This is a genomic window from Mycobacterium paraffinicum, from assembly GCF_001907675.1.
GTDB classification, from domain to species: Bacteria; Actinomycetota; Actinomycetes; order Mycobacteriales; family Mycobacteriaceae; genus Mycobacterium; species Mycobacterium paraffinicum_A.
In genome coordinates, this window is record NZ_MPNT01000018.1 from 35766 (window position 1) to 60439 (window position 24674).

A 24674-nucleotide genomic window follows, 5' to 3' on the forward strand; every position below is an offset into this window, starting at 1 on the left:
GGGCCGACTTCAGCGCTGCCGACGCAGCACCGCGGCGAGGTGGTGCTGCAAGGGCTGCCCGACCGCGCCCATCCGTACCGAATACGACAGTTCGTCGCCGTCGACGCGGAAGGAACGGCCCAGTGCCGTCACCTCTTTGGCGGTCGGGGTGAGGCCGACGTCCGTGGTGGACAGCTCGATGTCGATCACGTCGTCGGCGACCGCGCAAGTGCCCACCTCGATTTCGGTGATGCCGCTCGGGTGGGCCAGCACCAGTTCGACGCGACCGGGTTGCGGCACGCGCAGGTAGCCAGTCTCGGCGTGTAAGGGTTTGCCGTCGGCCGCCGCCTTGGTCTTTTGCGCGTATGCCAGAAACGGCTTGCCGACGTGGGAGAACACGACTTCTTCGAGATAGTCGAACGGCTGGATGGTCGGGTACTCGCCCGCGCCCCGGCCGGCCCAGGTGCCCAGCAGCGGCGCCAGGGCCGCGAGATCGGGATGCAAGTCGGGGGGCATGAAACCGAGACTAGCCCCCGGGCCCCGTCAGCTCGGCGTCGTCACCTGCCGGTGTTCGCGCAGCGCCTGGATCTCGCGTTCGAAATCGTCCGCGGACTCGAAGGACCGATACACCGAGGCGAACCGAAGGTAGGCCACCTCGTCGAGGTCGCGCAGCGGGCCGAGGATCGCGAGGCCCACCTCGTGGCTGGCGACCTCCGGCGAGCCCGCGGCCCGCACCGTGTCCTCGACCTGCTGGGCCAGCAGGTTGAGCGCGTCGTCGTCGACTTGGCGGCCCTGGCAGGCCCGGCGGACACCGCTGATGACCTTCTCCCTGCTGAAGGGCTCGGTGACTCCGCTGCGCTTGACCACGGCCAGCACCGCGGTCTCCACGGTGGTGAAACGGCGTCCGCACTCGGGGCACGATCGGCGGCGCCGGATGGCCTGCCCCTCATCGGTTTCCCTCGAGTCGATGACCCGGGAATCGGGATGGCGACAGAACGGGCAATGCATGACCGCTCCTTCGCCGTGCCGACAACCAGGTAACCGCAGCACTTCGAGCGTACCCGCGCGCTCACCTGCGCGGGTACCAGCTCGCTGAAGGGTTGGTGGGCGCTGCCCGGCCGTTAGCGGGCGGCCGTCAGCCGACCGGGGCGATCAAGGTCTGGCCCGCCACCAGGTTCGGCGAGTTCATGTCGTTGAGCTCGCGGATGCGGTCGGCGACCTGGCGGGCTGGCGCGTCGGGCGCCACGCGGTGCGCCACGTCCTGCAGCGACTCCCCCGCCTCCACGCGCACGACGGCCAGCCGGTCCGGGACGTGCGCGGCCGAACTGCCGGAGTCGCCGTTGAGCACCTGCCCGACATTCCCGACCAGGCCCAGCCACAGCGTGATCGCGCCGGCGGCCAGCGCCAGCCAGATCGTGGTCGCCACCGTGACGGGACGCTTGCGGTGGGGCGCCGCTGACACCGCGACACCGGTGCCGTAATAGCGCGTGGGCGCGCCCGCCGGCCTCGATGGGCCGGGGCGGCGGGACCGGACCAGCCCGTCGCGGCCGTAACGGAGGCCCTGAACCGGTCCGTTGACCGGACGCCGAGGGCTGCCGGTACGCGGCGCCAGCGTGTGGATGGTTGTCATCTGCGTTCCTCCGGTCAACTTGATTCGCTCAGCTGTTCGACTGTATCGCTCGTGTGTTCGAAATCCGAACATGTGAGCGAAGCGTGTCGCACGAGTCGAACGCTAGGCCATGCCACCGACAAGTCGGTGGCCGCTAGAGCTGACATGCGGCTGAAATACCCGATCTACCGAAGAGTTACACCTTTGTGATTCAGGACCTCAGGGCGGTTTTCCCTCAGGGTGGCGGCGACACGACACGCTAGTCGAACACATGTTTGATTCTTGGGCCCGGTGGCGTTACATTCAGTGCCATGAGCGACAGCAGCGACACCTCATCGGCCGGCACGGGCGGTCGGTTGCACGCCGTGGATTCATCGCTGACCGAACGTCAGCGCACCATCTTGAACGTCATTCGTGCGTCGGTCACCAGCCGCGGTTACCCGCCGAGCATCCGGGAGATCGGCGATGCCGTCGGCCTGACGTCGACGTCGTCGGTGGCTCATCAGCTGCGCACCCTGGAGCGCAAGGGCTACCTGCGGCGCGACCCGAACCGCCCCCGGGCGGTCGATGTCCGCGGCGCCGACGACGACGTGGCGGCGCCCGCCACCGACGTCGGCGGCTCGGACGCCCTACCGGAGCCGACGTATGTGCCGGTCCTCGGGCGCATCGCCGCCGGTGGACCGATCCTCGCCGAGGAGGCCGTCGAGGACGTCTTCCCGCTGCCGCGCGAGCTGGTCGGCGAGGGCACGCTGTTTTTGCTCAAGGTCGTCGGCGATTCCATGGTCGAGGCGGCGATCTGCGACGGCGACTGGGTGGTGGTGCGTCAGCAGAACGTCGCCGACAACGGCGACATCGTCGCGGCCATGCTCGACGGGGAAGCCACCGTGAAGACGTTCAAACGGGCGGGCGGCCAGGTATGGCTGATGCCGCACAACCCGGCGTTCGACCCGATTCCCGGCAATGAGGCGACCGTGCTGGGCAAGGTCGTCACGGTGATCCGCAAGGTCTAGTCCCGGCGGGGTCAGTCCGCCTTGACGAATCCGTTGGCCTGCGCGACTTCTTCACTGGTCAGCCAGATTTCGGCGAGCGTGTCGTGGTAGAGCGGGCTGCCGGGCGTGTAGTACAGGCCGAAGCTGGCGTTGGCCTTGATCGGATACCCGTCCGGCACCTGGTACGGGTCGTCGAGCGGTAGGTGGATGGTCGGGCGCCCGGGCGCGCCCGCCGCCGCGTCGCCGTCGTCGTCGGCGGCCGCGTGCCGTCCGCCCCGCCGCTCGGGTGCGCCGACGGCCGCTTCGGGGGCGGCGGCTTCCGGAGCGGCGGCTTCCGGCGCGACGGCTTCCGGAGCGGCGGCCTCGGCTATGTCCGACGGGACGACGTGCGGCACGGCCACATCGGGATACTCGGGCTCCGGGGCCGCGGCTTCCGGGGCGCCGTCGTGCTCGGGAGGCGTATGCGGCACCGCGACGTCGAGGTACTCGGCGTCCACGTACTCCTCGCCCGCGCGGTCGGCCTCTGGGTGGGCGGCCTCGTGCGCGTCGTCGGCGTACTCGGCTTCGACGTACTCGGTCTCGGCGTAATCGGATTCGGCGTAATCGGATTCGCCGTATTCGGATTCGGCGTAATCGGATTCGGCGTAATCGGGTTCGGCGTATTCGGATTCCGTTTCGGAATAGCCGGCCTCTGACAGGGCCGCCGGGGAGACCGCGGAGAAGGAGTCGGTGTCCACCGCGTCGGGGTCCTGCTCCTCGACCCCGTAAACACCCTCGTCCGCGTCGCGCCGCCGCCAGCTGACCCGCCCGGCGGCCTCGGCATCGGACGTTTCCGGCTGACGGGCGAACTGCTCGGCGCTCGGGTCGTCGTGGCCCCAATGCCGGTCACCCGCGTCATAACCGATGTCGAGGTCGGCGGGCGGCTCGTAGGGGGCGCCCGCACGTGCGGCGCGGCGCCGACGCCAACCGAGAGCCAGCAACCCGGCCAAGGCGATCAGCACCAGCACCGGAATGCCGGCCAGCAGCCACCACCACTGCAACGCGAACTTCTTGGGATGGGCGGGCATCGCCGAACTGCTCGGCTGGTTCTGCCCCGACACCTGCAGGCCGGACAGCAACGGCGCGAGATTGGCCGGGTCGGTGCTGAACGTGTTCTTCGCCCGGTTCCACGAGATCTTGCCGCCGACGAACTGCTGGGAGACCACGTCGCCGTCCACGGACTGGTCGCCGACGGGCGCGCCCAGCTTGCCCGTCGGTCCGCGCAGCTTGTCCCAGGCCGCCTTCATCGCGCCACGCACCACGAACGCGCCGCGCTCCGAAGTCCAGAAGATCACCGGCTTGTCGGCGCCGGAGAAGGTGACGACGCGGCTGGACGGGATGCCGCCGTCGGCTTCGTTGGCGGTGGGGAAACCCAAGTCGCTGCCGGCTGGGCCGCCGAGCGATTCGTACTTGGCCAGGATGTTGGTCTCGACGGCGTTCGCGCCGGTCGCCGGGCTGAAATACACCTTGCCGTTGGCGAAGTCCTGGACGATCCCGTCGCCGCCGATCGGGTACGGCGCACCCTTCTTGACGCCCAGCGGCCCATTCGGGCCGCCGGCGGCGCGCCAGGCCATGTTGATGGCCGCGGCGGGATCGATCGTCACCTGCAGACCCTTCAGCTGGTCGGCCAGACCCGCCGGCTCGGTGGTGAACTGCTTGGTCTGCCTGTTCCAGGAGACCTGACCGCCGCTGAACTTCTGGGCGGACACCTCGCCGTTGTAGGTTTCGTCGCCGACCGGGACGCCGAGTACCCCACCCGAGCTGCCGAGCTTGTCCCACGCGGCGTTGATCGCGCCGCGCACCACGAACGCGCCGTGGTCGGGCGTCCAGAAGATCACCGGCTTGTCGCTGGCCGAGAACGTGGCCACCCGGCTGTCGGGCCCGGCGAGGCCGGGCACCTCATTGATCGCGGGGAAGCCCAGATCGCTGCCGGCGGGACCGCCCAGCATTTCGTATTTGTCCAGAATCGGCCCGTAGACGAATTTGGCCCCGGTCGCCGGCGTGAAGAACATCTTGCCGCCGTCGAAGTCCAGCTCGAAACCGTCGCCGGCGGGGTACACGTCGCCCTTCCGGGGGCCCAGCGGTGAGCCGTCGCCGCCGGCCTTCTCCCAGGCGGCCATCATGGCCGCCTCGGCGTCGCCGATCGGAGACGCCGCCGCCGAAGGCGCCAGCAAGGCGGCGGTTGCAGCGATGGCGGTCAAGGTGACCAGCGCGCTCCCGACCAGCCTGCGCATGTGACCTCTCTGCCCGTTCACCAAGCCTCCCAGCCGACGGCTACGGCTCTATCAGCGGCTATGCCCGTAAGTGCACAAGCGGCGAGAGGGCGGTACTCCGACCGCCCGGAAACAATCCCGCACCGATCCGCCTTATCGCCGGGCTCGCATAACTTTGCTCCAGCCAACAAGAAATACGAAGTCAAATCACGCATATTACAAAAACGGATACCACGCCGATGTCGAAATGATGCCAAGCCACGCTCAAATCGCGACGAACCGGGCCATCGCCCACCTCCCGACTGGCTCAACGTGCCGACGCCCGAACCCATCGTGCGCCTGCGAATAGGTCAGAAGGGTGGCCGCACTCGCCCGGCTCGTCGGCCGTGCCGCGCTTTCACGATGCGCCATTGCGCGGACGTCCCCGAAACACATGCGCCGACGGTACGTGAAGCCATTAACTCATCGGCGATCTACCCGAAAAAGGGCCGCCCGGCGGGCATTGACCGCGTTTGCCGACCACGGTCGAATTGACCGTTCCTATGACGCCGCCGTGCTCGGGGCTAGACCCCGAGGCTGCGGCCGATGATCTCCTTCATGATCTCGGTCGTGCCGCCGTAGATGGTCTGCACCCGCGCGTCCAGATAGGCGCGGGCAACGGGGTATTCGCGCATGTAGCCGTAGCCGCCGTGCAGTTGCAGGCAGCGGTCGATCAGATGCACCTGCTTCTCAGTGGAGTACCACTTGGCCATCGCGGCCTGTTCGGCCGTCAGCTTGTGGTCGAGGTGCAGGCGGACGAACTCGTCGACCATCATGCGCACCACGGTTGCCTCGGTCGCCAGCTCGGCGAGCACGAAGCGGCTGTTCTGGAAGCTGCCGATCGGCTTGCCAAATGCCTTGCGCTCCTTGGTGTATTGCAGCGTGTCTTCCAGCACCTGCTCCATCGCCGCGGCCGCCATGATGGCGATCGAGATCCGCTCCTGCGGCAGGTTCTGCATCAGGTAGATGAACCCCATGCCCTCCTGCCCCAGCAGGTTTTCGGCGGGCACCTTCACATCGGTGAAGGACAGCTCGGCAGTGTCCTGCGCGTCCAGCCCGATTTTCTCCAGGTGCCGGCCGCGCTCGAAGCCCTCCATGCCGCGTTCGACAGCGAGCAACGAAAAGCCTTGCGCCCCTTTGTCCGGATCGGTCTGTGCGACGACGATCACCAAGTCGGAGTTGATTCCGTTGGTGATGAACGTCTTTGCGCCGTTGAGCACGTAGTGATCGCCCTGCTTGACGGCGCGGGTCTTGATGCCCTGCAAGTCGCTGCCGGTGCCGGGCTCGGTCATCGCGATGGCGGTGATGAGCTCGCCGGTGCAGAACTTCGGCAGCCAGCGCTGCTTCTGCTCCTCGGTGGCCAGGGCCAGCAGGTAGGGCGCCACGATGTCGTTGTGCAGCCCGAAGCCGATGCCGCTGTAGCGACCGAAAGTGGTCTCCTCGGTGATGATCGTGTTGTACCGGAAGTCCGGGTTGCCCCCGCCGCCGTATTCCTCCGGGACGGCCATGCCGAGGAAGCCCTGCTTGCCGGCCTCGAGCCACACGCCGCGGTCGACGATCTTCGCCTTCTCCCATTCGTCGTGGTGGGGCGCGACGTGGCGATCGAGGAAGGCGCGGTAGGACTCGCGGAACAGTTCGTGCTCCGGCTCGAAAAGGGTGCGCTGGTACTTGACGGCACTGCCCATGTGGATGACCTCCGGCGGCTGGAAACTCTGTCGCCCAACATATACCAACCAGACGGTTGGTCGGCAGGGGCGGGGTGACGCAGCCGAGGCGGATCAGCCGGCCGAGAACTCCTGCAGCCGCCCGGCCAGCGCCACCGGGACGCGCGCCTTGATCCGGGTGCCGTTGGGGTTGTGCTCCTCCTGCTGCACGCGCCCGTCGGCGTGCAGCCGGGCCACCAGGTCGCCGCGGTGGTACGGAATCACCACATCCACGGCCGTGTCGGCGGGAACGGCGAGCTCGCCCATCCGGCATCGCAGGGCATCGATGCCTTCGCCGGTCCGGGCCGAGACGAACACGGCGCCGGGCAGCGCGTGCCGCAGCTCGGCCAGCGTGAGGCCGCTCGCGGCGTCGACCTTGTTCACCACCAAGAGCTCGGGCGGCGGGTCACCACGATGGTCGGCGATGACGTCGGAGATCACCTCGCGCACCGCGTTGATCTGGGCCAGCGGCTTGACGTCGGAGCCGTCGACGACGTGCAGCAGCAGGTCGGCGTCGACGACCTCCTCCAGCGTGGAGCGGAACGCCTCGACCAGTTGGGTCGGCAGGTGCCGGACGAACCCGACGGTGTCGGTGAGCACCAGCGGGCGACCGTCGGTGAACTCGGCGCGACGGGTGGTGGGCTCCAGCGTGGCGAACAGCGCGTCCTGCACCAGCACCCCGGCCCCGGTCAGCGCGTTGAGCAGGCTCGACTTGCCGGCGTTGGTGTAGCCGACGATCGCGATCGACGGCATGTCGCTCTGCCGGCGGCGGCTGCGCTGGGTGTCGCGGACCTGCTTCATGTCCTTGATCTCGCGGCGCAGCTTGGCCATTCGTTCGCGGATGCGGCGGCGGTCGGTCTCGATCTTGGTTTCACCGGGACCGCGCAGGCCCACGCCTCCCCCGCTGCCGCCGGCGCGACCACCGGCCTGTCGGGACATCGACTCACCCCAGCCGCGCAGCCGCGGCAGCATGTATTCCATCTGGGCCAGCGACACCTGCGCCTTGCCCTCCCTGCTGGTGGCGTGCTGGGCGAAGATGTCCAGGATCAGCGCGGTGCGGTCGATGACCTTGACCTTCACCGCCTTTTCCAGCGCGGTGAGCTGCGCCGGGGACAGTTCACCGTCGCAGATCACGGTGTCGGCGCCGGTCGCCAGCACCACCTCGCGCAACTCTTGGGCCTTGCCCGAGCCGATGTAGGTCGACGGGTCGGGCTTGTCGCGGCGCTGGATGAGCCCTTCTAGCACCTGGGAGCCGGCGGTTTCGGCCAGGGCGGCCAGCTCGGCCATGCTGGCCTCGCTGTCGGCGGCGGTGCCGTCGGTCCACACGCCTACCAGCACGACGCGTTCCAGCCGGAGCTGGCGGTACTCGACTTCGGATACGTCGGCGAGTTCGGTGGACAGGCCGGCGACGCGGCGCAGCGCCGACCGTTCTTCCAGGGCTAGTTCGCCGGTGCTCGGCTCCGGCACAGCGCGATTGCGGAATTCAGGATGTGTCATAGGCAATACAGAATGATGCACGGCGGATCGGCGTCGTGCACTCGAATTAACGTCGCTGCGCGTCCCACCATTCCCCGCTGATCTCTCCGCGCGCCACCAATACCGACGGTCCCCTCAGGTAGCTGGTGGCGTCGGTGATGGTGACGACGACGTCGCCGCCCGGCACCCGCACGTTGAGCGTGCCGGTGTCCGCCCCGGCGGCGGCCAACGCGGCGACCGTGGCCGCGACCGTGCCGGTGCCGCAGGAGCGGGTCTCCCCGACGCCACGCTCATGCACTCGCATCCGGACCGCGCCATCGGCGGGTGCCGTGAGGATCTCGATGTTGACGCCCTCCGGGAACTGGGCGTGGTCGAAGCTCACCGGCGCCGCCACGTCGAGCCCGGCCAGTTCTTCGGCGGTCAGATCGGGATCCACGCACGCCAGGTGCGGATTGCCGACGTCGACCGCCAAGCCGGAAAACCGGCGGCCCCCGACGGTCGCCTCGAAGGCGGGTCCCCCGCTGCCGAGGGTGTTGGCCTTGCCCATGTCGACGGTGATGTCGGCGTGCGTCGCGCCGGCGTGGTGCACGGTGATCGGCCGAGGGCCGGCCGGCGACCCGATCACGAAGTCGTCGCGGGACTCCATGCCGCTGGCCCGCAGGTAGTGCGCGAACACCCGGATGCCGTTGCCGCACATCTGGGCGACGGACCCGTCGGCGTTGCGATAGTCCATGTACCAGTCGGCCGCGGCCACGCCGTCGGGCAGCCGGTCCAGCACGCCGGCCGCCAGCGCGGCCCCGGCGGTGGTGACCCGCAGCACCCCGTCGGCGCCCAATCCCCGCCGCCGGTCGCACAGGGCGGCCACCCGAGCGACACTGAGGTCGAGCGCGGCCTCCGCGTCCGGGAGCACCACGAAGTCGTTCTCGGTGCCGTGGCCCTTCGCGAACATCATGCGCGCCGCTCCCCAGCTACGGCGGTATCGTCGTCGGCACGAATCACCTGCTCAGGATACGTGGCCCAGAACCTCCAGCGCTTCGTCGATGAGCCGGGCGCCGTCTGCCCCCCCTTTTTCAGAGTCTTTTTCAGAGTCCAGCCAGTGCACCCGGTGGTCGCGGCGGAACCAGGACCGCTGCCGGCGCACGTAGCGTCGGGTGCCCACGTACGTCTGTTCGCGCGCGTCCCGCAGCCGCTCAGCGCCGCCTCCGGCGTCGAGCGCCTCGATCACCTGGGCGTAGCCCAGGGCGCGCGACGCGGTGACCCCGTCGCGCAGGCCCTCGCCGAGCAGCGCCCTGACCTCGTCGACCAGGCCGTGGTCGAACATGGCGGCGGTGCGACGGGCCAGCCGCTCGTCCAGAATCGTTGTCTCGCAATCTAATCCGACGATGGCCGTGTCCCACCTCGGGGTGCCGATGCGTGGCGCGGATGCGGCGAACGGCCGGCCGGTCAGCTCGACCACCTCGAGCGCCCGCACCGTGCGCCGGGCGTCGGTCGGCAGGATCGCCGCCGCGGCGGCGGGGTCGCGGCGGGCCAGCTCGGCGTGCAGCCCGCCGACGCCGACCTCGGCCAGCCGCTGCTCCCAGCGCGCCCGGACCGCGGGATCGGTCGCGGGGAACGACCAGTCGTCGAGCAGGGACTGGATGTAGAGCATGGAGCCGCCGACGATGATCGGGACGGCGCCGCGGGCGGCGATCGCCTCGATGTCCGCGGCGGCGGCACCCTGATAGCGGGCGACCGTCGCGGTCTCGGTGACGTTCAGCACGTCGAGCTGGTGATGCGGGATGCCGCGGCGTTGCCCGATCGGCAGCTTGGCCGTGCCGATGTCCATGCCGCGATAGAGCTGCATCGCGTCGGCGTTGACGATCTCGGCGGCATCGAGCCGTTCGGCGACATCGAGCGCCAGCTGTGACTTGCCGGTTCCGGTCGGGCCGATGATCGCCAGTGGTCGCACGGTCACGTCAGACCTGCCAGGCACCGGCGAAGTAGCCCACGCCGTAGGGCGCCCCCCGGTAGAGCTCCTTGGCCGACCGCGGCCCGGGCTCGGCCAGGCCGGCCAGCACCTGGAAGGCGACGCGGCCCAGGATCTGGCGCGGCAGCCGCGCCAGGGCGGCGACGTCGCCGCTTGACAGGGCGTCGTCGAGGGCCAGCTGCGCGTCGGCGTTGGCCGGGTCGTAACCGCCGGGTGCGGCCGGCGTCAAGGTGTTGGCGCCGTCGGCCACGACCAGCACCCCGATCGGCTCGGGCGACCGGTCCAACTCGGCGCGCAACGCCCGGCCCTCGGCCAGGGCGGTCTCGGCGTCGTGGTCGGCGCGATAGATCCGGGCCTCCGCGGTCGCGTCGGGGCGAACCTGGCCACGGACCCAGCCGGCGAGCAGCCCCGATACGGGCAGCCCGGCGGGCGGCTCCGAGCCGGCCCGCGGGGAAAGCCCGACCCGGACGTCCACACCGAAACCCGCGAACGTACCGGCCGCGTCGGGTCCCCACACCCCGTCGCGTGCCGCGGTCCCGATGACGGTCCAGCGGGCGGGCAGAAAGGCGGCCGCCGCCAGCGCCGCGGCCACCAGGTCGGTCACCTCCGCGGCGGCCGCTCCGGCGAGCTCGGGCACCAGCAGCGGCGCCGAGGGAACAATGGCAATCCCGCTGAGCACGCCACCAAACTAATGGTTCGCCGACGCGTGCGCTCAGGCCTCGGCAGCCGCGACTACCGGGCCGGTGCTAAAAGGGGCGGCCTCGCCCTCCGCGGACGACGACGCGCCCGGCGCGATGCTTCCGTCGTCTCGGCCGACCTCGGCGACTATGGTGGCGGCCTCGCCGCGGGCCAGCGCGACCGTGGCCACGATCACCACCGCGATCGCCGCCACCAGCACGAAGGCCTTGGGCCCGTCCGCGTGCAGTGTTTCGCCGAGCACGAAGATGCCCAGCAGGCCGGCCACCACGGGCTTCGCCACGGTCATCGTCGGCATGGAGGCGGTCAGCGCACCGGCGCGGAACGCCGACTGCTGGAAGATCATCCCGGTCAGCGCCAGCAGGAGCCACGGGACGAACTCGGGCGCGGTCAGCACGGCCAGCGGGCCGTCCTCGCCCACCTCGACGATCCCCTTGGTGAGCACCGCGAACAACGCCAGCGCCGAACCCGCCACCACCGCGAGCAGGGCGGCAGCAAACGGGCTGCCCGACCAGACCCGCGCGGCCACCACACACGCCACCAGCAGCGGCACCATCACCGCGGCCACGATGGCCCACGTCTGGGCCGACGCGCGCTGATGACCCGAGGCCGGGTCGCCGACGATGATGACCACCGCCAGGGCGCCGGCGAGCACCACCGCCCACACCCACTCCCAACGGGTCACCCGGCGCTTCGTCAGCCGCGCGTAGATCGGCAGGGCGAACAGCAACGCCGTGACCTGCAGCGCGGTCACCAACACCACCGACCCCCAGGCCAGGGCACCGGCCTGCAGGCTGTAGTTGATGATCGCCGCCAGGCCCCCTAGCCACCACCGGGTGTCCTTCAGCGACATGCGGAACAACTCCAGGTGGCCGACCTGCTTGTCCGTGATCTCCTGCGCGGACCGCTGACGGATCACGTCGCCGACCGCGGATGCCAGCGCCGCGCACAACGCAATCAACGCCGCGACATCAACCTTCGACATGAGAGACCCCTCACCTCACGATTGCCCCGACCAGCTTTCCCTGGGGCTCGGGCAAATACACGCAATATTTGCGATCAGTTCAGCAACAACTGTATGACGTCGCCCACGCTGCGGCGCGTTCAGCGAATCACCCTTTGTTTCATACGGCATTAACCTAAGGAAGCCCTGTGGGCAACGCGGCGATCTGGTTAACCCGGGCACGACTACGCCGGTCGCGCGGCGACGGCCAGCACCAGCATTCCGCCACGCGCTGCTGCAGCGCGTCACCGATCGCGACGCAGAGCGCGGATGCCAACGCGAGCAAAGCGGCGACGTCCGCCTTGGCCATGGTTTCTCCGCCCGAGTCGGGATCGGAGACAAGGGTGCTACCCGATGCGCCTGCGCGGATGCATCTCGAACGGCAAGATCGAGGTGGCGGCGGATGCGCCGACAAGCTGCTTGAATACTGTTAAGCAGCTGTTGGGAGAGCCGTGCCGGCCGCCGACAGGTGCAGCAGACGGTGCCGCTACGCGCGGCAGGTGCGCGGAGTTCCGACCGCGCGAAGGGTAGGTGACGAGCGCATGACGGCTGACGAACCCCAGGGCCCGGGCCCGGCCGGGCCGGTGCCCCAACCGGTTTCACGCCCGGTGCCACGCCCGGGACCGCGTCCCGGCCCCCGGCCGTCGAGCACGGCGCCGCGGCCCGTCGTCCACCCGATTCCCGCGCCTCCGCGCAGCAATCCGCATCAGTTCGGGCGCGTCGACGATGACGGCACGGTCTGGCTGATTTCGGCGGCCGGCGAGCGCATCATCGGCTCCTGGCAGGCCGGTGACCGCGAAGCCGCTTTCGCTCACTTCGGTCGCCGCTTCGACGACTTGAGCACCGAGATCGCGCTCATGGAGGAGCGGCTCGCGGCGGGGACCGGTGATGCCCGCAAGATCAAGGCCCACGCGTCCGAGCTGGCCGAAGCGTTGCCGACGGCGGCCGTGCTTGGCGACGTCGACGCGCTGGCGAACCGGTTGGCCAGCCTCATCGACCAGGTCGAGACCGCCGTCGCGCAGGAGCGCTCGCGCCGCGACGAGCATCGCGCCGCGCAGACCGCGCGCAAGGAGGCGCTGGCCGCCGAGGCCGAGGAGTTGGCCGCGAACTCGACGCAGTGGAAGGCCACCGGTGACCGGCTGCGGGCCATCCTCGACGAGTGGAAGACCATCAGCGGCCTGGACCGCAAGGTCGACGACGCGCTGTGGAAGCGCTATTCGGCCGCGCGCGAGGCCTTCAACCGGCGGCGGGGCTCTCACTTCGCCGAGCTGGACCGCGAACGCGTGGGCGTCCGGCAGGCCAAGGAACGACTGTGCGAACGCGCCGAGGCGTTGTCCGACTCGACGGACTGGACCGCCACCAGCGCCGAGTTCCGCAAGCTGCTCACGGAGTGGAAGGCGGCGGGCCGGGCGGCCAGGGACGTCGACGACGCCCTGTGGCGGCGGTTCAAGGCGGCGCAGGACGTGTTCTTCACGGCGCGCAACGCGGCGACGGCGGAGAAGGACGCCGAGTTGCGGGCCAATGCCGCGGCCAAGGAGGCGCTGCTGGCCGAAGCGGAGAAGATCGACACCGGCAACCACGACGCGGCCCGGGCCGCGCTGCGCTCGATCGCCGAGAAGTGGGACGCCATCGGCAAGGTGCCGCGAGAGCGGTCCGCCGAGTTGGAGCGCCGGCTGCGTGCCGTCGAGAAGAGGGTGCGCGACGCGGGCGAGACCGATTGGTCGGATCCCCAGGCGCAGGCCCGCGCCGAGCAGTTCCGCGTCCGCGCCGAACAGTACGAGCAGCAGGCGGAGAAGGCCGCCGCGGCGGGCCGCACCAAAGAGGCCGAAGAGGCCACGGCCAACGCCGAACAGTGGCGGCAGTGGGCGCAGGCGGCCGCCGAGGCGCTGACGCGTAAGCCCTAGGCGTCGGGATCCCGCGGCGCCGGCTTGCCCAGGCCGTCGGGCTCGTCGTTGAGGCTGTCCAGCAGCGTCTTCGACTGCTGCTGTGCCGCGACCCGGCGCCGCTGCTCCTCGGCCGCGAGCTGCACGATGGTGCGCGACCACACCACCCGCGCCCACTGGTAGGTCAACGCCAGGACGACGATCCACGCCGTGACCAACCCCACCCCGGGGCCCGGGTGGCCGGCGGCGACGGTCTGGCGCGACCAGATGGCCAACAGGCCGGCCGCCCCGGCGAGCGCGGAACCCGCGAGCGCGATCCAAGCCAGCGCCCAGCGCCGCGTCACCAACGCCAGCATGGAGAATCCGACGCCGAACACCAGTGTCAGCCAGGCGAACACCCGCGACGGCAGCGCCACCGCCGCCGCGCCGGCGCCGTGGCTACTGAACAGCACGTCCCAGCCCCGAACCGAGCCGGTGTGCGGCAGGATGAACGATCCCAGCAGCACGAAAACCAGGATCGCGACGACGAAACCGCGTGGGCCCGGGTCGAATCCACGCGCCACCCGCCGTTCGGCGGCCTCAATTTCCGAGCGCAGGGCGTCGAAGTCGGGGTGTTCTTCCATCATCGGGCACATCCAAGGGGTTCTGTGGGTCTGGCGGGGGGTCCGACGGCGGGCATGCCGAGGCCGACGCCGCCCGGGCGCTGCCCGCCGGCGTGCGCGTCGCCGGCGCGCGTTCGGCGATGGCTGAGGATGCCGGAGTCGGCGATGAGGTGGTGCGGAGCCGCCTGGGTGACCACCGCGGTGACGACGTCCCCTGGGCGCACGCGGTCGGCCCCGGAGTTGTCCAAGCCGAAATGCACCAGGCGGCCGTCGCGGGCGCGGCCGGTCATTCGTGCCGTGCGGGTGTCCTTGCGCCCCTCGCCGGCGGCGACCAGCAACTCCACGGTCTGGCCGATCAGCGCGCGATTGCCCTCCAGCGAGATCTGCTCCTGCAGCTCGACCAGCCGCTCGTAGCGTTCCTGCACAACGGCTTTCGGGAGCTGCCCGTCGAGTTCGGCGGCCGGGGTGCCGGGCCGCTTGGAGTACTGGAAGGTGAACGCGGCAGCGAACCGGGCCTGCCGGACCACGTCCAGCGTGGCGGCGAAGTCCTCTTCGGTCTCGCCGGGAAACCCGACGATCAAGTCGGTGGTGATGGCGGCGTGCGGCATGGCGGCGCGCACGCGGTCGATGATGCCGAGGTAGCGCTCGGCCCGGTAGGAGCGCCGCATCGCCCGCAGCACCCGGTCGGAGCCCGACTGCAGCGGCATGTGCAGGGCGGGGCAGACATTCGGCGTCTGCGCCATGGCCTCGATGACGTCGTCGGTGAATTCGGCCGGGTGCGGGGAGGTGAATCGCACGCGTTCCAGCCCGTCGATGTCCCCGCAAGCCCGCAGCAGCCGCGCGAAGGCGCCGCGATCGCGGGGCAGCGCCGGGTCCGCGAAGGACACCCCGTAGGCGTTGACGTTCTGGCCCAGCAGCGTGACTTCGAGCACGCCGTCGTCCACCAGGGCCCTCACCTCGGCCAGGATGTCGGCCGGGCTGCGGTCGACCTCCTTACCGCGAAGCGCGGGCACGATGCAGAAGGTGCAGCTGTTGTTACACCCGACGGAGACCGAAACCCAAGCGGCGTAAGCCGATTCGCGCGCGCTCGGCAGCGAGGACGGGAACTCCTGCAGCGACTCGGCGATCTCCACCTGGGCGGTCTTGTTGTGCCGGGCCCGCTCGAGCAGCGTGGGCAGCGATCCGATGTTGTGGGTGCCGAAGACCACGTCCACCCACGGCGCCTTGCGCAGCAACGCGTCCCGGTCCTTCTGGGCCAGGCAGCCCCCGACCGCGATCTGCATCTCGGGGTTGCCGCGCTTGCGCGGGGCCAGGTGGCTGAGATTGCCGTAGAGCTTGTTGTCGGCGTTCTCGCGGACGGCGCAGGTGTTGAAGACCACCACGTCGGCGTCGGCGCCCTCGGGGGCGCGCCGGTAACCGGCGGTCTCCAGCAGACCCGCCAACCGCTCGGAGTCGTGGACGTTCATCTGGCAGCCGTAGGTGCGGACCTGGTAGGTGCGCGCTGAATCCGGGCCCCGCGCGGCCGCGGGTCCGGCGTCGGGCGCCACCATCGAAGTCACGGGGCCATGGTACGGCGAATACAAAATGGGCATGCTTCCCGTCATGAATGGCCGCGATTCCCGCCGCGACTATGCCGCTGTTTGTGGTGCTTCCTGGTTCGACGCCCATTGCGCCGATGGCGCGCGATGCAGGTCTCTGAGTAGACCCGTCCAAGCGACGTGTCCTGATTCGCCTCCGTCGGCTATTGGTCAAGCCCGCGGATGTCTAGGGCGGTTCCCAGCAATTGCGTCGGCGCTAAGCCAAACATGTCGTGGAAGGTATCGGTGAAATGCGAGGGACTCGCAAATCCCGCATCCATGGCCGCTGCGGTGAGGTCTCGACGCGCCCGGTACAACAACGCTGCACGTAGCATCCGCGCCCACATCCGATATCTGCGAAAACTGGTGCCACTTTCCTCCCGAAACACATGGAGGAATCGCGACACGGAAAGGCCAGCTTCCGCTGCCAGGACGCCCGCAGATAGCGGCGGGTTCGTATGGTCACGTAGGCGACGCATCGCGGCGGCGATCCGCGGATCCGCGGGCCAGATTACTTCCGCACCTGCGAGATCCAGCCAGTGACTAATCGAATAGTCCTCCGGTAGCCGCTCCGCAGCATGGGCCAGATCCATCTCGGCACCATGTCCGGAACTTACGAGATGGTCCCCAGCCGTCATGCGTTCCCGCACGGCTTGCTCACGATCAGATCCTGGATCCAGATAGCAAAACACCATCCTTCCGCCGGGCGATCGCAGTCGATGACGTACTCGAGGGGCGATCAACGCGCTGCGCACGGGCTCCGGTGCGGATGTCGCCGACTCGACCGAAAATGCGTTGTCGACTCCGATTGCGAGACATGTGACGGATCCGAAATGGGGATCGAGGTTCATGGCAGGACCTAAGAACACCGCTTGTCCCGGCCTGATCCACAGTGTCGGGCAGCCACTTTCCGGAAGTGCAGCTGTTCGGAGGGTTGCCATCATTCCATCGAACCACTACACGGAGGCCACATGACAACATCCCTGATCTGCCTGCTCGCAGCGTTCTTTTTCGGCATGGGGATATACGCGCTGGTAGCACCGGGTGCGATCCTTAGCCCGTTCGGATTTGCAGTCGCGACGCCACAGACCCGATCCGAAGTCAGGGCCGTATACGGCGGATTCGGGCTCGCTGTGGCGACCGCACTTGTCGCCGCGTTGACCCAACCCCACCTCCGTCCCGGCGTCTTGGTGGCCGTGGGAGCAGCACTGGCCGGAATGGCGTTGGGCCGTGTGGTGTCCCGGCTTGTCGATACGGGCACTCCGCTGTATCCGGTGTGGTTCTACTTCGTTGTCGAGATCGCGGGCTCAACCGCAGCGTTTACTGCGGCGGCGGTCTAGGGCCGAGTATCGGAGCGACCTAGACCCGCCTACGTTCGCGTTCAGCGGCCAATTCGGCAAGGACGACCTCGCACGCCAGGTTCTGGCTGTAGCCGCGACGCGCCAACATTCCGACGAGCCTGCGGGTCACCCGCGCGTCGTCGCCGTCCAACGTCTCGCGGCGCAGCTTGGCCCGCACCAACTCCTCGGCCCGGTCCCGTTCGGCGCCGGCGTCGATTTCGGACAGCGCCGAGGCGATCACGTCGCGGTCGACGCCCTTGGTGTGCAACTCGGCGGCCAGGGCCCTCTTGCTCTTGCCGGCCTTCGCGCGGCGCGACTGCACCCACTGCTGCGCGAAGTCGGCGTCATCGACCAGGCCGACGGCGGCGAGGCGGTCGAGCACGGCGGCGCTGACGTCCTCGGGGTAGCCCCGTTTCGCCAGTTGGCCGTGCAGCTCGGCGCGGGTGCGCGCCCTCACGGTGAGCAGGCGCAAGCACAGGGTGCGCGCCTGCTCCTCGCGAGAGGGCTCAGAAATCGACGGGGGCGGGCAGGACGTCGTCATCGGTCACAACCGCACCAATGCCAAGCTTTTCCTTGATCTTCTTCTCGATCTCGTTGGCGATGTCGGCGTTGTCCATCAAGAAAGTGCGGGCGTTCTCCTTGCCCTGGCCGAGCTGCTCGCCCTCATAGGTGAACCAGGAACCCGACTTGCGGATGAAGCCCTGCTCCACCCCCATGTCGATCAGCGAGCCCTCCCGGCTGATCCCCCTGCCGTAGAGGATGTCGAACTCGGCCTGCTTGAACGGCGGCGCCACCTTGTTCTTGACGACCTTGACCCGGGTGCGGTTGCCCACCGCGTTGGTGCCGTCCTTGAGGGTCTCGATCCGGCGCACGTCCATGCGAACCGACGCGTAGAACTTCAACGCCTTTCCACCCGTGGTGGTTTCGGGGCTGCCGAACATCACCCCGATCTTCTCGCGCAGCTGGTTGATGAAGATCGCGGTGGTGCCCGAATTGTTCAGCGCGCCAGTCATTTTCCGCAACGCCTGGCTCATCAGCCGGGCCTGCAGCCCGACATGGCTGTCGCCCATCTCGCCCTCGAGCTCGGCGCGCGGCACCAGGGCCGCCACCGAGTCGATGACCAGGATGTCCAGCGCGCCGGAGCGGATCAGCATGTCGGCGATCTCGAGGGCCTGCTCCCCCGTGTCGGGCTGGCTGACCAGCAGGGAATCGGTGTCGACGCCGAGCTTCTTGGCGTAGTCCGGATCCAGGGCGTGCTCGGCGTCGATGAACGCCGCGACGCCGCCGGCGGCCTGAGCGTTGGCCACCGCGTGCAGGGCGACGGTGGTCTTACCCGAGGATTCCGGGCCGTAGATCTCCACCACCCGGCCGCGGGGCAGCCCGCCGATGCCCAGGGCCACGTCCAGTGCGATGGATCCGGTCGGGATGACCGAGATCGGCTGACGCATCTCGTCGCCGAGACGCATCACCGAGCCTTTGCCGTAGCTCTTCTCGATCTGGGCCATCGCCAGTTCGAGAGCCTTCTCGCGGTCGGGGGCTTGCGTCATGGTGCCTCTCCTATGGTTCGGTGTGTTCGGTGACCGGTATCGGTCGGTTGGCCGTGACACTAGAGAAGGCCACCGACAAGTTGACTCGCCGAACGTTCCCCACAGTAGCCGAACACCTGTTCGATTCAAGCGGACACGCCGAACCCGCTCGCGTGTGGCAACATTTGCCACCGAAACGCGCTGACGGGGCCCACAGCGCCCGAGGAAACCGGTGTGAATCCGGTGCGGTCCCGCCACCGTGACCGGGATGGTCCCCTCCCGGGAGCCGGATACTCACCGTCGGCGCCTCCTCACGACAACTGGGGCGGATTTCCCTGGAGAGGCCTGGTTGTGCATACATGAACGTGCGAGACATCTCCGCCGAGCTGGCCGAAATATCTTCCTACCAAGGGTTTTTCGCGCTGACCGTGGGCGGTGACGCGGCCGGGTGGCACCCGGTCCGGCAGTCCTACGCCGACGGGTTCACCGACTTGGTCGAGGCCACCGCCCGGCGCTATCACACGACGGATCTGCGGATCGGCGCCTCGCTGGTTCACCTCGGACACGCCACCCGCCTATGGTCACCCGTGCTCGCGTGCGCGCTGGGCCACGGCGTCGTCCCCGACCTGGGCGACCTGCAACGCGCCGACGACGGGGCGCGACTGCGGTTGCCCGCGCCGGTCGGGATCCCGGTCAGCTCACCGAACGCGCTGTACCGGTTGGTCGTGCAAGAGCACATGCAACCGCTTGCCGCCGGTCTGCGAGTGGGGTTGGCGCCCGCCCTGCTCGCGGGCAACGTCGCGTCCGCGCTGGTCGGAGCGGCCCGCGCACTGCTCGTCGTGCGGCCCGACCTGGGCGCGCCGATCGCCGAGACGGTCCATGCGCTGCTGGGCACCGGCGTGCTGGCCGGATCGGGTGTGCTCACCGGTCCGTCCCTGGGCTTCAGACGCCGTAGTTGCTGTCTCTTCTACCGCCTGCCCGGCGGATCCGTCTGCGGCGACTGCGTCTTCGAGAGGTCACCGTCGGACCGGACTCGGGCGCCCCGTCGTTTGCCCCACTCGCGCAAGGGTATCTGAGCACCATGCCCACCGAGACATCCCTGCGAGCCCTTGCGCTGACCTGTTCGTTGAAGAAGAGCCCGGCGCCGTCGAGCAGCGAGCTGATCGCCGATCAGGTGCTCGCCCAACTGCGCGGCGCGGGGGTCGGCACCGAGAAGGTGCGCTGCGTGGACCTGGCGTTGCTGCCTGGCGTGGAGGCCGACATGGGCCCGGGCGACGAGTGGCCGGCGCTGCTGGAGAAGATCAGCGCGGCGGACATCGTGGTGCTGTCGACGCCCACATGGGTCGGCCATATGTCCAGTGTCGCGCAGCGCGTTCTGGAGCGCCTCGACGCCGCGATCTCAGACAAGGACGACGCCGGACGGCCCCGGATGGTGGGCAAAGTCGCGCTCGCGGCGGTGGTGGGAAACGAAGACGGCGCACACAAGATCGTCGCCGACCTTTTTCAGGCGCTGAACGACATCGGTTTCTCGATCCCCGCGCAGGGGTGCACCTACTGGAACGGCGAGGCCATGCAGGGGACGGATTTCAACGACCTCGACGACGTGCCCGAAGCGGTGGCGGCCACGACCGAAACGGCGGCCCGCAACGCGGTCCACCTGGCGGCGCTACTGCGGCAGCACGAATACCCGCCCTACGAATAGGCAGTCACCACTGGTCGCGCGGGACGTCGAAGTCGACGCACAGGGCGCGCCACACGTCGCGGGGCTCGACCCCGTCCTCGATCGCCTGGGCGGCGGTGCGGCCGCCGAAACCGGTCAGCACATGGTCCGCCAGCACCGAAGACCCGTAGGCCGCACCGAATCGCAGGACGACCCGCTCGTTGAATTCCGTTAGCCGCACGCCAGCAAGATACCCACCGGGCGCCGATCGGACACCGGCCGCGTCACCGCCAGCTCGCCGGCAGGTCGATCAGGTGATTGGGGCAATAGTCCTGCACGGCCTCGGACATGGTGGTCCGTGCCCGCTGCGCCGACATCCGCGAGCGCAACTGCATGAAGGCGTACTCGGCCGGCGCATAGCCCTGCTCGGCGGCGGCCGGGTCGTCCATCAATTGGCACGCCTGCTGCTCGTCGCCGCTGTCGGCGCGTGCGACGCCCGAACTGAACATCAAGGCGAGAAGCAGGCCGCCGGCCGCGATCGATTTCACTGCCTTCAATGGCGATGCCCTCCTTTGCGCGGCCTTGGCCATCAGCCCGTCAGAGCGAGCGCGTCGTGGCACACCCGCACCGGATCGGCCACACCGGCGATGCTAGCGGCGGCGGTCTGCGCGGCCTGCCGATACCGAGGCGACGAAAGCACCTCGTTGACGGCGGCCACCAACGCCTCGCCGGTCAGTGGCCGGACCAGCCGCCCGCTGCCCTGCCGGACCACCCGGTTGGCGATCTCCCACTGATCCCCGCCGCCGGGCACCGCTACCAGCGGCACCCCCGCCAACAGGGTCTTGGCCACCATGCCGTGCCCACCGCCACAGATGACCAGGTCGGCACGCGTCAGCAACTCGACCTGGCTGCCCAGCCCGACCACCGCCCACGGCGGCACCTCCAAATCCGCCCCGCCCAGCCGGGAGATCACCAACCGCGAGCCGGCGGGCAGCGTCTCCCCCGGCCGCAGGCGAGCCAGCGCGATTTCGGCCAGACCCTCGGTCCCGGTCGACGCGGTCGACGGCGCCACCACGACCACGGGCCCGGAGCCGGCCGGGATGTCCAGCACCCGATCGGTCGGTTCGAAGTGCAGTGGGCCCACCACCACGGCCTCCGCCGGCCAGTCCGGCCGGGGAACCTCGAGGGCGGGCAGGGTTGCGATCAGCCGCCGCAGCGGCCCGGGGTCGTGCGCCGGCAGCCCGATCTCGACCCGGACGGCGGCACGTTGCCGTAGGCCCGCGCGCCAGGACCGCGCGGTGAGCGCCCGCATCGTGGTGTCGCGGAGCCGGCCGCGGATGCCGGTGCCCGGCGCCAGCCCGCTGCCGATCGGCGGCAACCCCTTCGAGGGCAGATACAGCGGATGCGGGTCGAGCTCGACCCACGGGATGTCCAACAGCTCGGCGGCCATGCCACCCCCGGCGGTGATGACGTCGGAAACCACCAGGTCGGGCGCCAGCTCGCGCAGCGCCGGCACGTTGAGGACTGCCATCCGCGCCGCGCGCCGATGGATTCGCGCGCCGGCGTCGACGTCGAGGTCGGTGGCCACCAGCCCGTCCAGCGGGGCGGCGTCGATGCCGACGGCACGGGCGGTGTCGACCCATTCGGCCCCGGTGAACAGCGTGGGCTCGTCACCGGCCCGGGCGAAGCGTTGGCAGAGCGCAATCGCGGGAAACGAGTGCCCGGGATCCGGCCCGGCGACCACGGCGACACGCATCGGCCTTACCCTGCCACAGCACGCGACCGCCACGCTCGCCTACGCTGGCGATCATGACCGAGCTGACCGGGACAACCGTTGCGAACACCCGCACGGTCGAGACCTTCCTGAACGCCCTGCAGGACGCCGATTACGACGCCGCCGACGCGGCACTGGACGACAACCTCGTCTACGAAAATGTCGGGCTGCCGACGATTCATGGCCGTGCCAGGGCCATGAAGCTGTTTCGCCGGATGAACGGCCGCGCCGCCTTCGAGGTGAAGATCCACCGCATCGCCGCCGACGGCGGGGCGGTGCTCACCGAGCGCACCGACGCCCTGATCTTCGGCCCGCTGCGGCTTCAGTTCTGGGTGTGCGGGGTGTTCGAGGTCCACGACGGACGAATCACGTTGTGGCGGGATTACTTTGACTTATTCGACATGTTCAAGGCCACCATCCGTGGCCTGGCGGCGGTGGTGCTGCCGTCGCTGAAGGCGACGTTCTAGCTGGCTCCGCGCAGACCGCCGAGTTCGTCAAACGCCTGCGCCCAGCCGACCAGCCGGTCGGTGGCCCCGGTCAGCTCGGCGCGGTAGCGCTGCGCGGCCGCCAACTGATCGCCGTTGGCGGAGGACACCAATTGCGCTGCCGCGGTGACCATTTCGTTGTACTGGCGAACACCGGCGCTCAGCTGCGCGGTGAACGCGTTGATCGTGGGCACCAGATAGGTTCGGGACGATTCGCTGGACTGGGCCGCCCGCTCCATCGACACCACCTCCGCGGCGGTGGCCGCCATGGCCGCCGAGCTCTTGTTGGCCGCCGCGGTCAGGTCGCGTATTTCGGCGGTCGGCAACATCGAACCCCGCTCGATCACGTTCAGCAGGGAGAGGAATCCGCGCTCGGAGGCGCCCAGCGCGTACATCGCGGGCCGCGCCGCCGAGCCGGGCGGCGGTAGCCGTCGCACGTTCGACGGGCGGGGCGTGGGCAGCGGCTCGGAACGCAACCACCGGTAGCGCAGCAACAGCAGCGTCGCCGGGACGGCCATGACGACCGCGACAGCGCCGGTGATCTCCAGCAGCAACGCGAACCACCCCCACGCCGCCAGCAGCATCGTCACCGCCGCCCAGAACACGCAGCCGACGGCGAATATCAGCCCCCACCGCAGCGCGCGGCGACGCTGCCGCAACAGCCGCGCACGGGGATCCGCTGCGGCGCTGAGCTTTTGGGCCACCAGGCCGGATAGGTCGGCGGCGGTGGCCAATCCCCGCCCCAGCAACGTGCGCCAGAGCCCGCCCCGTGTCTCGCTCACCGCCATGACGCGCCGGCTACTGGCCAAAGGGCTTCTCGGTGGCCGCGCCCCCAGTCGTCTCGGCGGGTGCGGGAGCCGCCTGGGGAGTGGCTCCGGCGGCGGGCGTGCCACCGGTAGGCAACGCTTCGCCGCGCATCGAGGCGCGGATCTGCTCGAGCCGGGAGTGGCCGGCCATCTGGACGCCGGCCTGCTCGACCTCGAGCATGCGGCCCTGCACCGAGCCCTGGGCGAGCTCGGCCGATCCGATCGCGTTGGCGTAGCGGCGTTCGATCTTGTCGCGCACCTCGTCGAGGCTGGGCACGTTGCCCGGCGCAGCGATCTCGCTCATCGAGCGCAGCGAGGCGCTCACCTGTTCCTGCATCTTCGCCTGCTCGAGCTGGCTGAGCAGCTTGGTGCGCTCGGCAATCTTCTGCTGCAGCACCATCGCGTTCTGCTCGACCGCCTTCTTGGCCTGAGCGGCCGCGCTCAGCGCCTGGTCGTGCAGCGTCTTGAGGTCCTCGACGCTCTGCTCAGCGGTCACCAGCTGCGCCGCGAACGCCTCGGCGGCGTTGTTGTACTCGGCGGCCTTGGCGGCGTCGCCGGCTGCGGTGGCCTGGTCGGCCAAGGTCAGCGCCTGGCGGACGTTGACCTGCAGTTTTTCGATGTCGGCGAGTTGCCGGTTCAGGCGCATCTCCAGTTGGCGCTGGTTGCCGATCACCTGGGCGGCCTGCTGGGTCAGCGCCTGGTGAGTGCGTTGCGCCTCCTCGATGGCCTGCTGGATCTGCACCTTGGGGTCGGCGTGCTCGTCGATCTTCGCGTTGAACAGCGCCATCAGGTACTTCCACGCTTTGACGAACGGATTGGCCATGAGTGAGCTCCACCTTCGCTTCTTGTAGGCCGGATGATCCCGGGCCGGGCCGGCGCTTGTCGCTCAATTTAATGGGTCAGCGCCGATCGCCCTACCCCTGGCCGTCGATCCTTGCGCCCGGTTTCGCTCAGGCGATCGCCAGCGACGCCACCGGCGGGATGACGACCTTGGTCTCGGCATCGATGCTGGCGCCACGCAGCCCGTCGGCGGGAGCGCTGTGGGCCACGCGTTCGCGCGCCCGTTCCTGGCCGGCCATCCGCTCGCCGGCGTCGGTCAGCACTGACGACAGCGGAACCTGTAAGGCCTCGCAGATCGCGTTGAGCAGCTCGCTGGACGGCTCCTTGCGCCCACGTTCCACCTCGGACAGGTATCCGAGGCTCACTCGCGCCGAGTCGGACACTTCGCGCAGCGTCCGGCCCTGCGTCATGCGAGCCTCACGCAGCACGTCGCCGATGACCTCGCGCACTAATGACGGCATTCCTGCCC

Annotated in this window: 28 protein-coding genes and 1 riboswitch; of the genes, 6 read left to right on the plus strand and 22 right to left on the minus strand. The window is 69.4% G+C overall.

The window, feature by feature from the left end; translation table 11 throughout:
• Positions 1-9: 9 nt before the first annotated feature.
• From BRW65_RS19150 to BRW65_RS19160, 3 genes are all read right to left on the minus strand, one after another.
• Positions 10-495: a peroxynitrite isomerase gene (locus BRW65_RS19150; RefSeq protein ID WP_073877346.1), complete on the minus strand. Its 486-nt coding sequence runs from the start codon at positions 493-495 to the stop codon at positions 10-12.
• A 27-nt stretch (positions 496-522) separates the two neighbouring features.
• A complete protein-coding gene (nrdR, locus tag BRW65_RS19155) occupies positions 523-987 on the minus strand; it encodes a transcriptional regulator NrdR (RefSeq protein WP_046184812.1) in 465 nt (154 codons plus the stop codon).
• 127 nt (positions 988-1114) lie between these two features.
• Positions 1115-1609 carry a LysM peptidoglycan-binding domain-containing protein gene (locus BRW65_RS19160; RefSeq protein ID WP_073877348.1) on the minus strand — a complete coding sequence of 165 codons (495 nt, stop codon included), beginning with the start codon at positions 1607-1609 and terminating at the stop codon, positions 1115-1117.
• Positions 1610-1899: 290 nt separating this feature from the next.
• Between BRW65_RS19160 and lexA the strand changes: the two genes are divergently transcribed.
• Positions 1900-2598, plus strand: a complete 699-nt coding sequence (gene lexA / locus BRW65_RS19165) for a transcriptional repressor LexA (protein WP_073877350.1) — start codon at positions 1900-1902, stop codon at positions 2596-2598.
• A gap of 11 nt (positions 2599-2609) precedes the next feature.
• Here the strand turns inward: lexA and BRW65_RS19170 are convergent, their stop codons facing one another.
• The 8 genes from BRW65_RS19170 to BRW65_RS31795 form a co-directional block, all read right to left on the minus strand.
• Positions 2610-4871, minus strand: a complete 2262-nt coding sequence (locus BRW65_RS19170) for an LGFP repeat-containing protein (protein ID WP_432206439.1) — start codon at positions 4869-4871, stop codon at positions 2610-2612.
• A 521-nt stretch (positions 4872-5392) separates the two neighbouring features.
• Positions 5393-6553 carry an acyl-CoA dehydrogenase family protein gene (locus BRW65_RS19175; RefSeq protein ID WP_073877354.1) on the minus strand — a complete coding sequence of 387 codons (1161 nt, stop codon included), beginning with the start codon at positions 6551-6553 and terminating at the stop codon, positions 5393-5395.
• 93 nt (positions 6554-6646) lie between these two features.
• A complete protein-coding gene (gene hflX / locus BRW65_RS19180) occupies positions 6647-8068 on the minus strand; it encodes a GTPase HflX (RefSeq protein WP_073877356.1) in 1422 nt (473 codons plus the stop codon).
• Positions 8069-8114: 46 nt separating this feature from the next.
• Positions 8115-8999 (minus strand): diaminopimelate epimerase, encoded by an 885-nt coding sequence (gene dapF / locus BRW65_RS19185; protein WP_073877358.1) that lies wholly within the window; start codon positions 8997-8999, stop codon positions 8115-8117.
• Between the two features lie 51 nt (positions 9000-9050).
• The gene (miaA, locus tag BRW65_RS19190) at positions 9051-9995 is read right to left on the minus strand and encodes a tRNA (adenosine(37)-N6)-dimethylallyltransferase MiaA (protein WP_073877478.1); all 945 of its coding nucleotides are present in this window, start codon (positions 9993-9995) and stop codon (positions 9051-9053) included.
• A 7-nt stretch (positions 9996-10002) separates the two neighbouring features.
• Positions 10003-10692 carry a hypothetical protein gene (locus BRW65_RS19195; RefSeq protein ID WP_073877360.1) on the minus strand — a complete coding sequence of 230 codons (690 nt, stop codon included), beginning with the start codon at positions 10690-10692 and terminating at the stop codon, positions 10003-10005.
• 33 nt (positions 10693-10725) lie between these two features.
• On the minus strand, positions 10726-11694 hold the full coding sequence (locus tag BRW65_RS19200) for a DMT family transporter (RefSeq protein ID WP_073877362.1): 969 nt from the start codon (positions 11692-11694) through the stop codon (positions 10726-10728).
• 154 nt (positions 11695-11848) lie between these two features.
• Positions 11849-12022, minus strand: a complete 174-nt coding sequence (locus tag BRW65_RS31795; protein ID WP_167374070.1) for a hypothetical protein — start codon at positions 12020-12022, stop codon at positions 11849-11851.
• A gap of 232 nt (positions 12023-12254) precedes the next feature.
• On the opposite strand from BRW65_RS31795, the gene BRW65_RS19205 reads away from it, so the two are divergent.
• Positions 12255-13616, plus strand: coding sequence for a DUF349 domain-containing protein (locus BRW65_RS19205; protein ID WP_073877364.1), 1362 nt, complete (start codon positions 12255-12257; stop codon positions 13614-13616).
• Here BRW65_RS19205 and BRW65_RS19210 read toward each other — a convergent pair.
• From BRW65_RS19210 to BRW65_RS32355, 3 genes are all read right to left on the minus strand, one after another.
• On the minus strand, positions 13613-14230 hold the full coding sequence (locus BRW65_RS19210) for an Rv2732c family membrane protein (protein WP_084187879.1): 618 nt from the start codon (positions 14228-14230) through the stop codon (positions 13613-13615). The two genes, BRW65_RS19205 and BRW65_RS19210, sit on opposite strands and share 4 nt — an antisense overlap.
• Positions 14218-15747: a tRNA (N6-isopentenyl adenosine(37)-C2)-methylthiotransferase MiaB gene (gene miaB / locus BRW65_RS19215; protein ID WP_139273182.1), complete on the minus strand. Its 1530-nt coding sequence runs from the start codon at positions 15745-15747 to the stop codon at positions 14218-14220. The genes BRW65_RS19210 and miaB overlap by 13 nt, the downstream gene beginning before the upstream one ends.
• Positions 15748-15938: 191 nt before the next feature.
• Positions 15939-16367 carry a helix-turn-helix domain-containing protein gene (locus BRW65_RS32355; RefSeq protein ID WP_244168141.1) on the minus strand — a complete coding sequence of 143 codons (429 nt, stop codon included), beginning with the start codon at positions 16365-16367 and terminating at the stop codon, positions 15939-15941.
• A gap of 378 nt (positions 16368-16745) precedes the next feature.
• On the opposite strand from BRW65_RS32355, the gene BRW65_RS19225 reads away from it, so the two are divergent.
• Complete coding sequence (locus BRW65_RS19225) at positions 16746-17114, plus strand: DUF4345 domain-containing protein (RefSeq protein WP_073877368.1); 369 nt, start codon at positions 16746-16748, stop codon at positions 17112-17114.
• 19 nt (positions 17115-17133) lie between these two features.
• Here the strand turns inward: BRW65_RS19225 and recX are convergent, their stop codons facing one another.
• Together recX and recA are read right to left on the minus strand one after the other, a co-directional pair.
• Entirely contained in the window at positions 17134-17655 is a 522-nt protein-coding gene (recX, locus tag BRW65_RS19230) for a recombination regulator RecX (RefSeq protein WP_073877370.1), read from the minus strand.
• Positions 17621-18661: a recombinase RecA gene (recA, locus tag BRW65_RS19235; protein ID WP_073877372.1), complete on the minus strand. Its 1041-nt coding sequence runs from the start codon at positions 18659-18661 to the stop codon at positions 17621-17623. Before recA ends, recX begins: the two co-directional genes overlap by 35 nt.
• 167 nt (positions 18662-18828) lie before the next feature.
• Positions 18829-18956: riboswitch (cobalamin riboswitch) on the plus strand.
• A gap of 43 nt (positions 18957-18999) precedes the next feature.
• Here recA and BRW65_RS19240 point away from each other — a divergent pair.
• Together BRW65_RS19240 and BRW65_RS19245 are read left to right on the plus strand one after the other, a co-directional pair.
• On the plus strand, positions 19000-19716 hold the full coding sequence (locus BRW65_RS19240) for a (2Fe-2S)-binding protein (protein WP_073877374.1): 717 nt from the start codon (positions 19000-19002) through the stop codon (positions 19714-19716).
• Positions 19717-19721: 5 nt separating this feature from the next.
• Positions 19722-20342 (plus strand): flavodoxin family protein, encoded by a 621-nt coding sequence (locus BRW65_RS19245; protein WP_073877376.1) that lies wholly within the window; start codon positions 19722-19724, stop codon positions 20340-20342.
• Positions 20343-20346: 4 nt separating this feature from the next.
• Here the strand turns inward: BRW65_RS19245 and BRW65_RS19250 are convergent, their stop codons facing one another.
• Genes BRW65_RS19250 through BRW65_RS19260 form a run of 3 tightly spaced genes read right to left on the minus strand, consistent with a single transcriptional unit; the run spans position 20347 to position 22056 of the window.
• A complete protein-coding gene (locus BRW65_RS19250) occupies positions 20347-20541 on the minus strand; it encodes a DUF3046 domain-containing protein (protein ID WP_067747316.1) in 195 nt (64 codons plus the stop codon).
• 43 nt (positions 20542-20584) lie between these two features.
• Positions 20585-20857, minus strand: coding sequence for a hypothetical protein (locus BRW65_RS19255; RefSeq protein WP_208611895.1), 273 nt, complete (start codon positions 20855-20857; stop codon positions 20585-20587).
• A gap of 32 nt (positions 20858-20889) precedes the next feature.
• Positions 20890-22056: a glycosyltransferase gene (locus BRW65_RS19260; RefSeq protein ID WP_073877380.1), complete on the minus strand. Its 1167-nt coding sequence runs from the start codon at positions 22054-22056 to the stop codon at positions 20890-20892.
• Positions 22057-22109: 53 nt separating this feature from the next.
• Between BRW65_RS19260 and BRW65_RS19265 the strand changes: the two genes are divergently transcribed.
• The gene (locus tag BRW65_RS19265; RefSeq protein WP_073877382.1) at positions 22110-22541 is read left to right on the plus strand and encodes a limonene-1,2-epoxide hydrolase family protein; all 432 of its coding nucleotides are present in this window, start codon (positions 22110-22112) and stop codon (positions 22539-22541) included.
• Here the strand turns inward: BRW65_RS19265 and pspM are convergent.
• From pspM to clgR, 3 genes are all read right to left on the minus strand, one after another.
• Positions 22538-23347: a phage shock envelope stress response protein PspM gene (gene pspM / locus BRW65_RS19270; protein WP_073877384.1), complete on the minus strand. Its 810-nt coding sequence runs from the start codon at positions 23345-23347 to the stop codon at positions 22538-22540. The two genes, BRW65_RS19265 and pspM, sit on opposite strands and share 4 nt — an antisense overlap.
• A 10-nt stretch (positions 23348-23357) precedes the next feature.
• Positions 23358-24188, minus strand: a complete 831-nt coding sequence (gene pspA / locus BRW65_RS19275) for a phage shock protein PspA (protein WP_073877386.1) — start codon at positions 24186-24188, stop codon at positions 23358-23360.
• Positions 24189-24315: 127 nt separating this feature from the next.
• Complete coding sequence (gene clgR, locus BRW65_RS19280) at positions 24316-24666, minus strand: transcriptional regulator ClgR (protein ID WP_073877388.1); 351 nt, start codon at positions 24664-24666, stop codon at positions 24316-24318.
• Positions 24667-24674: the final 8 nt, after the last annotated feature.

Excerpts from the sequence above, each read along its gene's own strand:
- recA (WP_073877372.1), bottom strand. The coding sequence starts at position 18,661 with ATGACGCAAGCCCCCGACCGCGAGAAGGCTCTCGAACTGGCGATGGCC.
- BRW65_RS19210 (WP_084187879.1), bottom strand. The coding sequence starts at position 14,230 with ATGTGCCCGATGATGGAAGAACACCCCGACTTCGACGCCCTGCGCTCG.
- BRW65_RS19225 (WP_073877368.1), top strand. The coding sequence starts at position 16,746 with ATGACAACATCCCTGATCTGCCTGCTCGCAGCGTTCTTTTTCGGCATG.
- BRW65_RS31795 (WP_167374070.1), bottom strand. The coding sequence starts at position 12,022 with ATGGCCAAGGCGGACGTCGCCGCTTTGCTCGCGTTGGCATCCGCGCTC.
- pspA (WP_073877386.1), bottom strand. The coding sequence starts at position 24,188 with ATGGCCAATCCGTTCGTCAAAGCGTGGAAGTACCTGATGGCGCTGTTC.
- nrdR (WP_046184812.1), bottom strand. The coding sequence starts at position 987 with ATGCATTGCCCGTTCTGTCGCCATCCCGATTCCCGGGTCATCGACTCG.
- BRW65_RS19205 (WP_073877364.1), top strand. The coding sequence starts at position 12,255 with ATGACGGCTGACGAACCCCAGGGCCCGGGCCCGGCCGGGCCGGTGCCC.
- BRW65_RS19175 (WP_073877354.1), bottom strand. The coding sequence starts at position 6,553 with ATGGGCAGTGCCGTCAAGTACCAGCGCACCCTTTTCGAGCCGGAGCAC.
- BRW65_RS19245 (WP_073877376.1), top strand. The coding sequence starts at position 19,722 with ATGCCCACCGAGACATCCCTGCGAGCCCTTGCGCTGACCTGTTCGTTG.
- BRW65_RS19240 (WP_073877374.1), top strand. The coding sequence starts at position 19,000 with ATGAACGTGCGAGACATCTCCGCCGAGCTGGCCGAAATATCTTCCTAC.
- BRW65_RS19150 (WP_073877346.1), bottom strand. The coding sequence starts at position 495 with ATGCCCCCCGACTTGCATCCCGATCTCGCGGCCCTGGCGCCGCTGCTG.
- pspM (WP_073877384.1), bottom strand. The coding sequence starts at position 23,347 with ATGGCGGTGAGCGAGACACGGGGCGGGCTCTGGCGCACGTTGCTGGGG.
- BRW65_RS19160 (WP_073877348.1), bottom strand. The coding sequence starts at position 1,609 with ATGACAACCATCCACACGCTGGCGCCGCGTACCGGCAGCCCTCGGCGT.
- clgR (WP_073877388.1), bottom strand. The coding sequence starts at position 24,666 with ATGCCGTCATTAGTGCGCGAGGTCATCGGCGACGTGCTGCGTGAGGCT.
- lexA (WP_073877350.1), top strand. The coding sequence starts at position 1,900 with ATGAGCGACAGCAGCGACACCTCATCGGCCGGCACGGGCGGTCGGTTG.
- BRW65_RS19265 (WP_073877382.1), top strand. The coding sequence starts at position 22,110 with ATGACCGAGCTGACCGGGACAACCGTTGCGAACACCCGCACGGTCGAG.
- dapF (WP_073877358.1), bottom strand. The coding sequence starts at position 8,999 with ATGATGTTCGCGAAGGGCCACGGCACCGAGAACGACTTCGTGGTGCTC.
- BRW65_RS19260 (WP_073877380.1), bottom strand. The coding sequence starts at position 22,056 with ATGCGTGTCGCCGTGGTCGCCGGGCCGGATCCCGGGCACTCGTTTCCC.
- recX (WP_073877370.1), bottom strand. The coding sequence starts at position 17,655 with ATGACGACGTCCTGCCCGCCCCCGTCGATTTCTGAGCCCTCTCGCGAG.
- BRW65_RS32355 (WP_244168141.1), bottom strand. The coding sequence starts at position 16,367 with ATGGATCTGGCCCATGCTGCGGAGCGGCTACCGGAGGACTATTCGATT.
- hflX (WP_073877356.1), bottom strand. The coding sequence starts at position 8,068 with ATGACACATCCTGAATTCCGCAATCGCGCTGTGCCGGAGCCGAGCACC.
- BRW65_RS19200 (WP_073877362.1), bottom strand. The coding sequence starts at position 11,694 with ATGTCGAAGGTTGATGTCGCGGCGTTGATTGCGTTGTGCGCGGCGCTG.
- miaB (WP_139273182.1), bottom strand. The coding sequence starts at position 15,747 with ATGGTGGCGCCCGACGCCGGACCCGCGGCCGCGCGGGGCCCGGATTCA.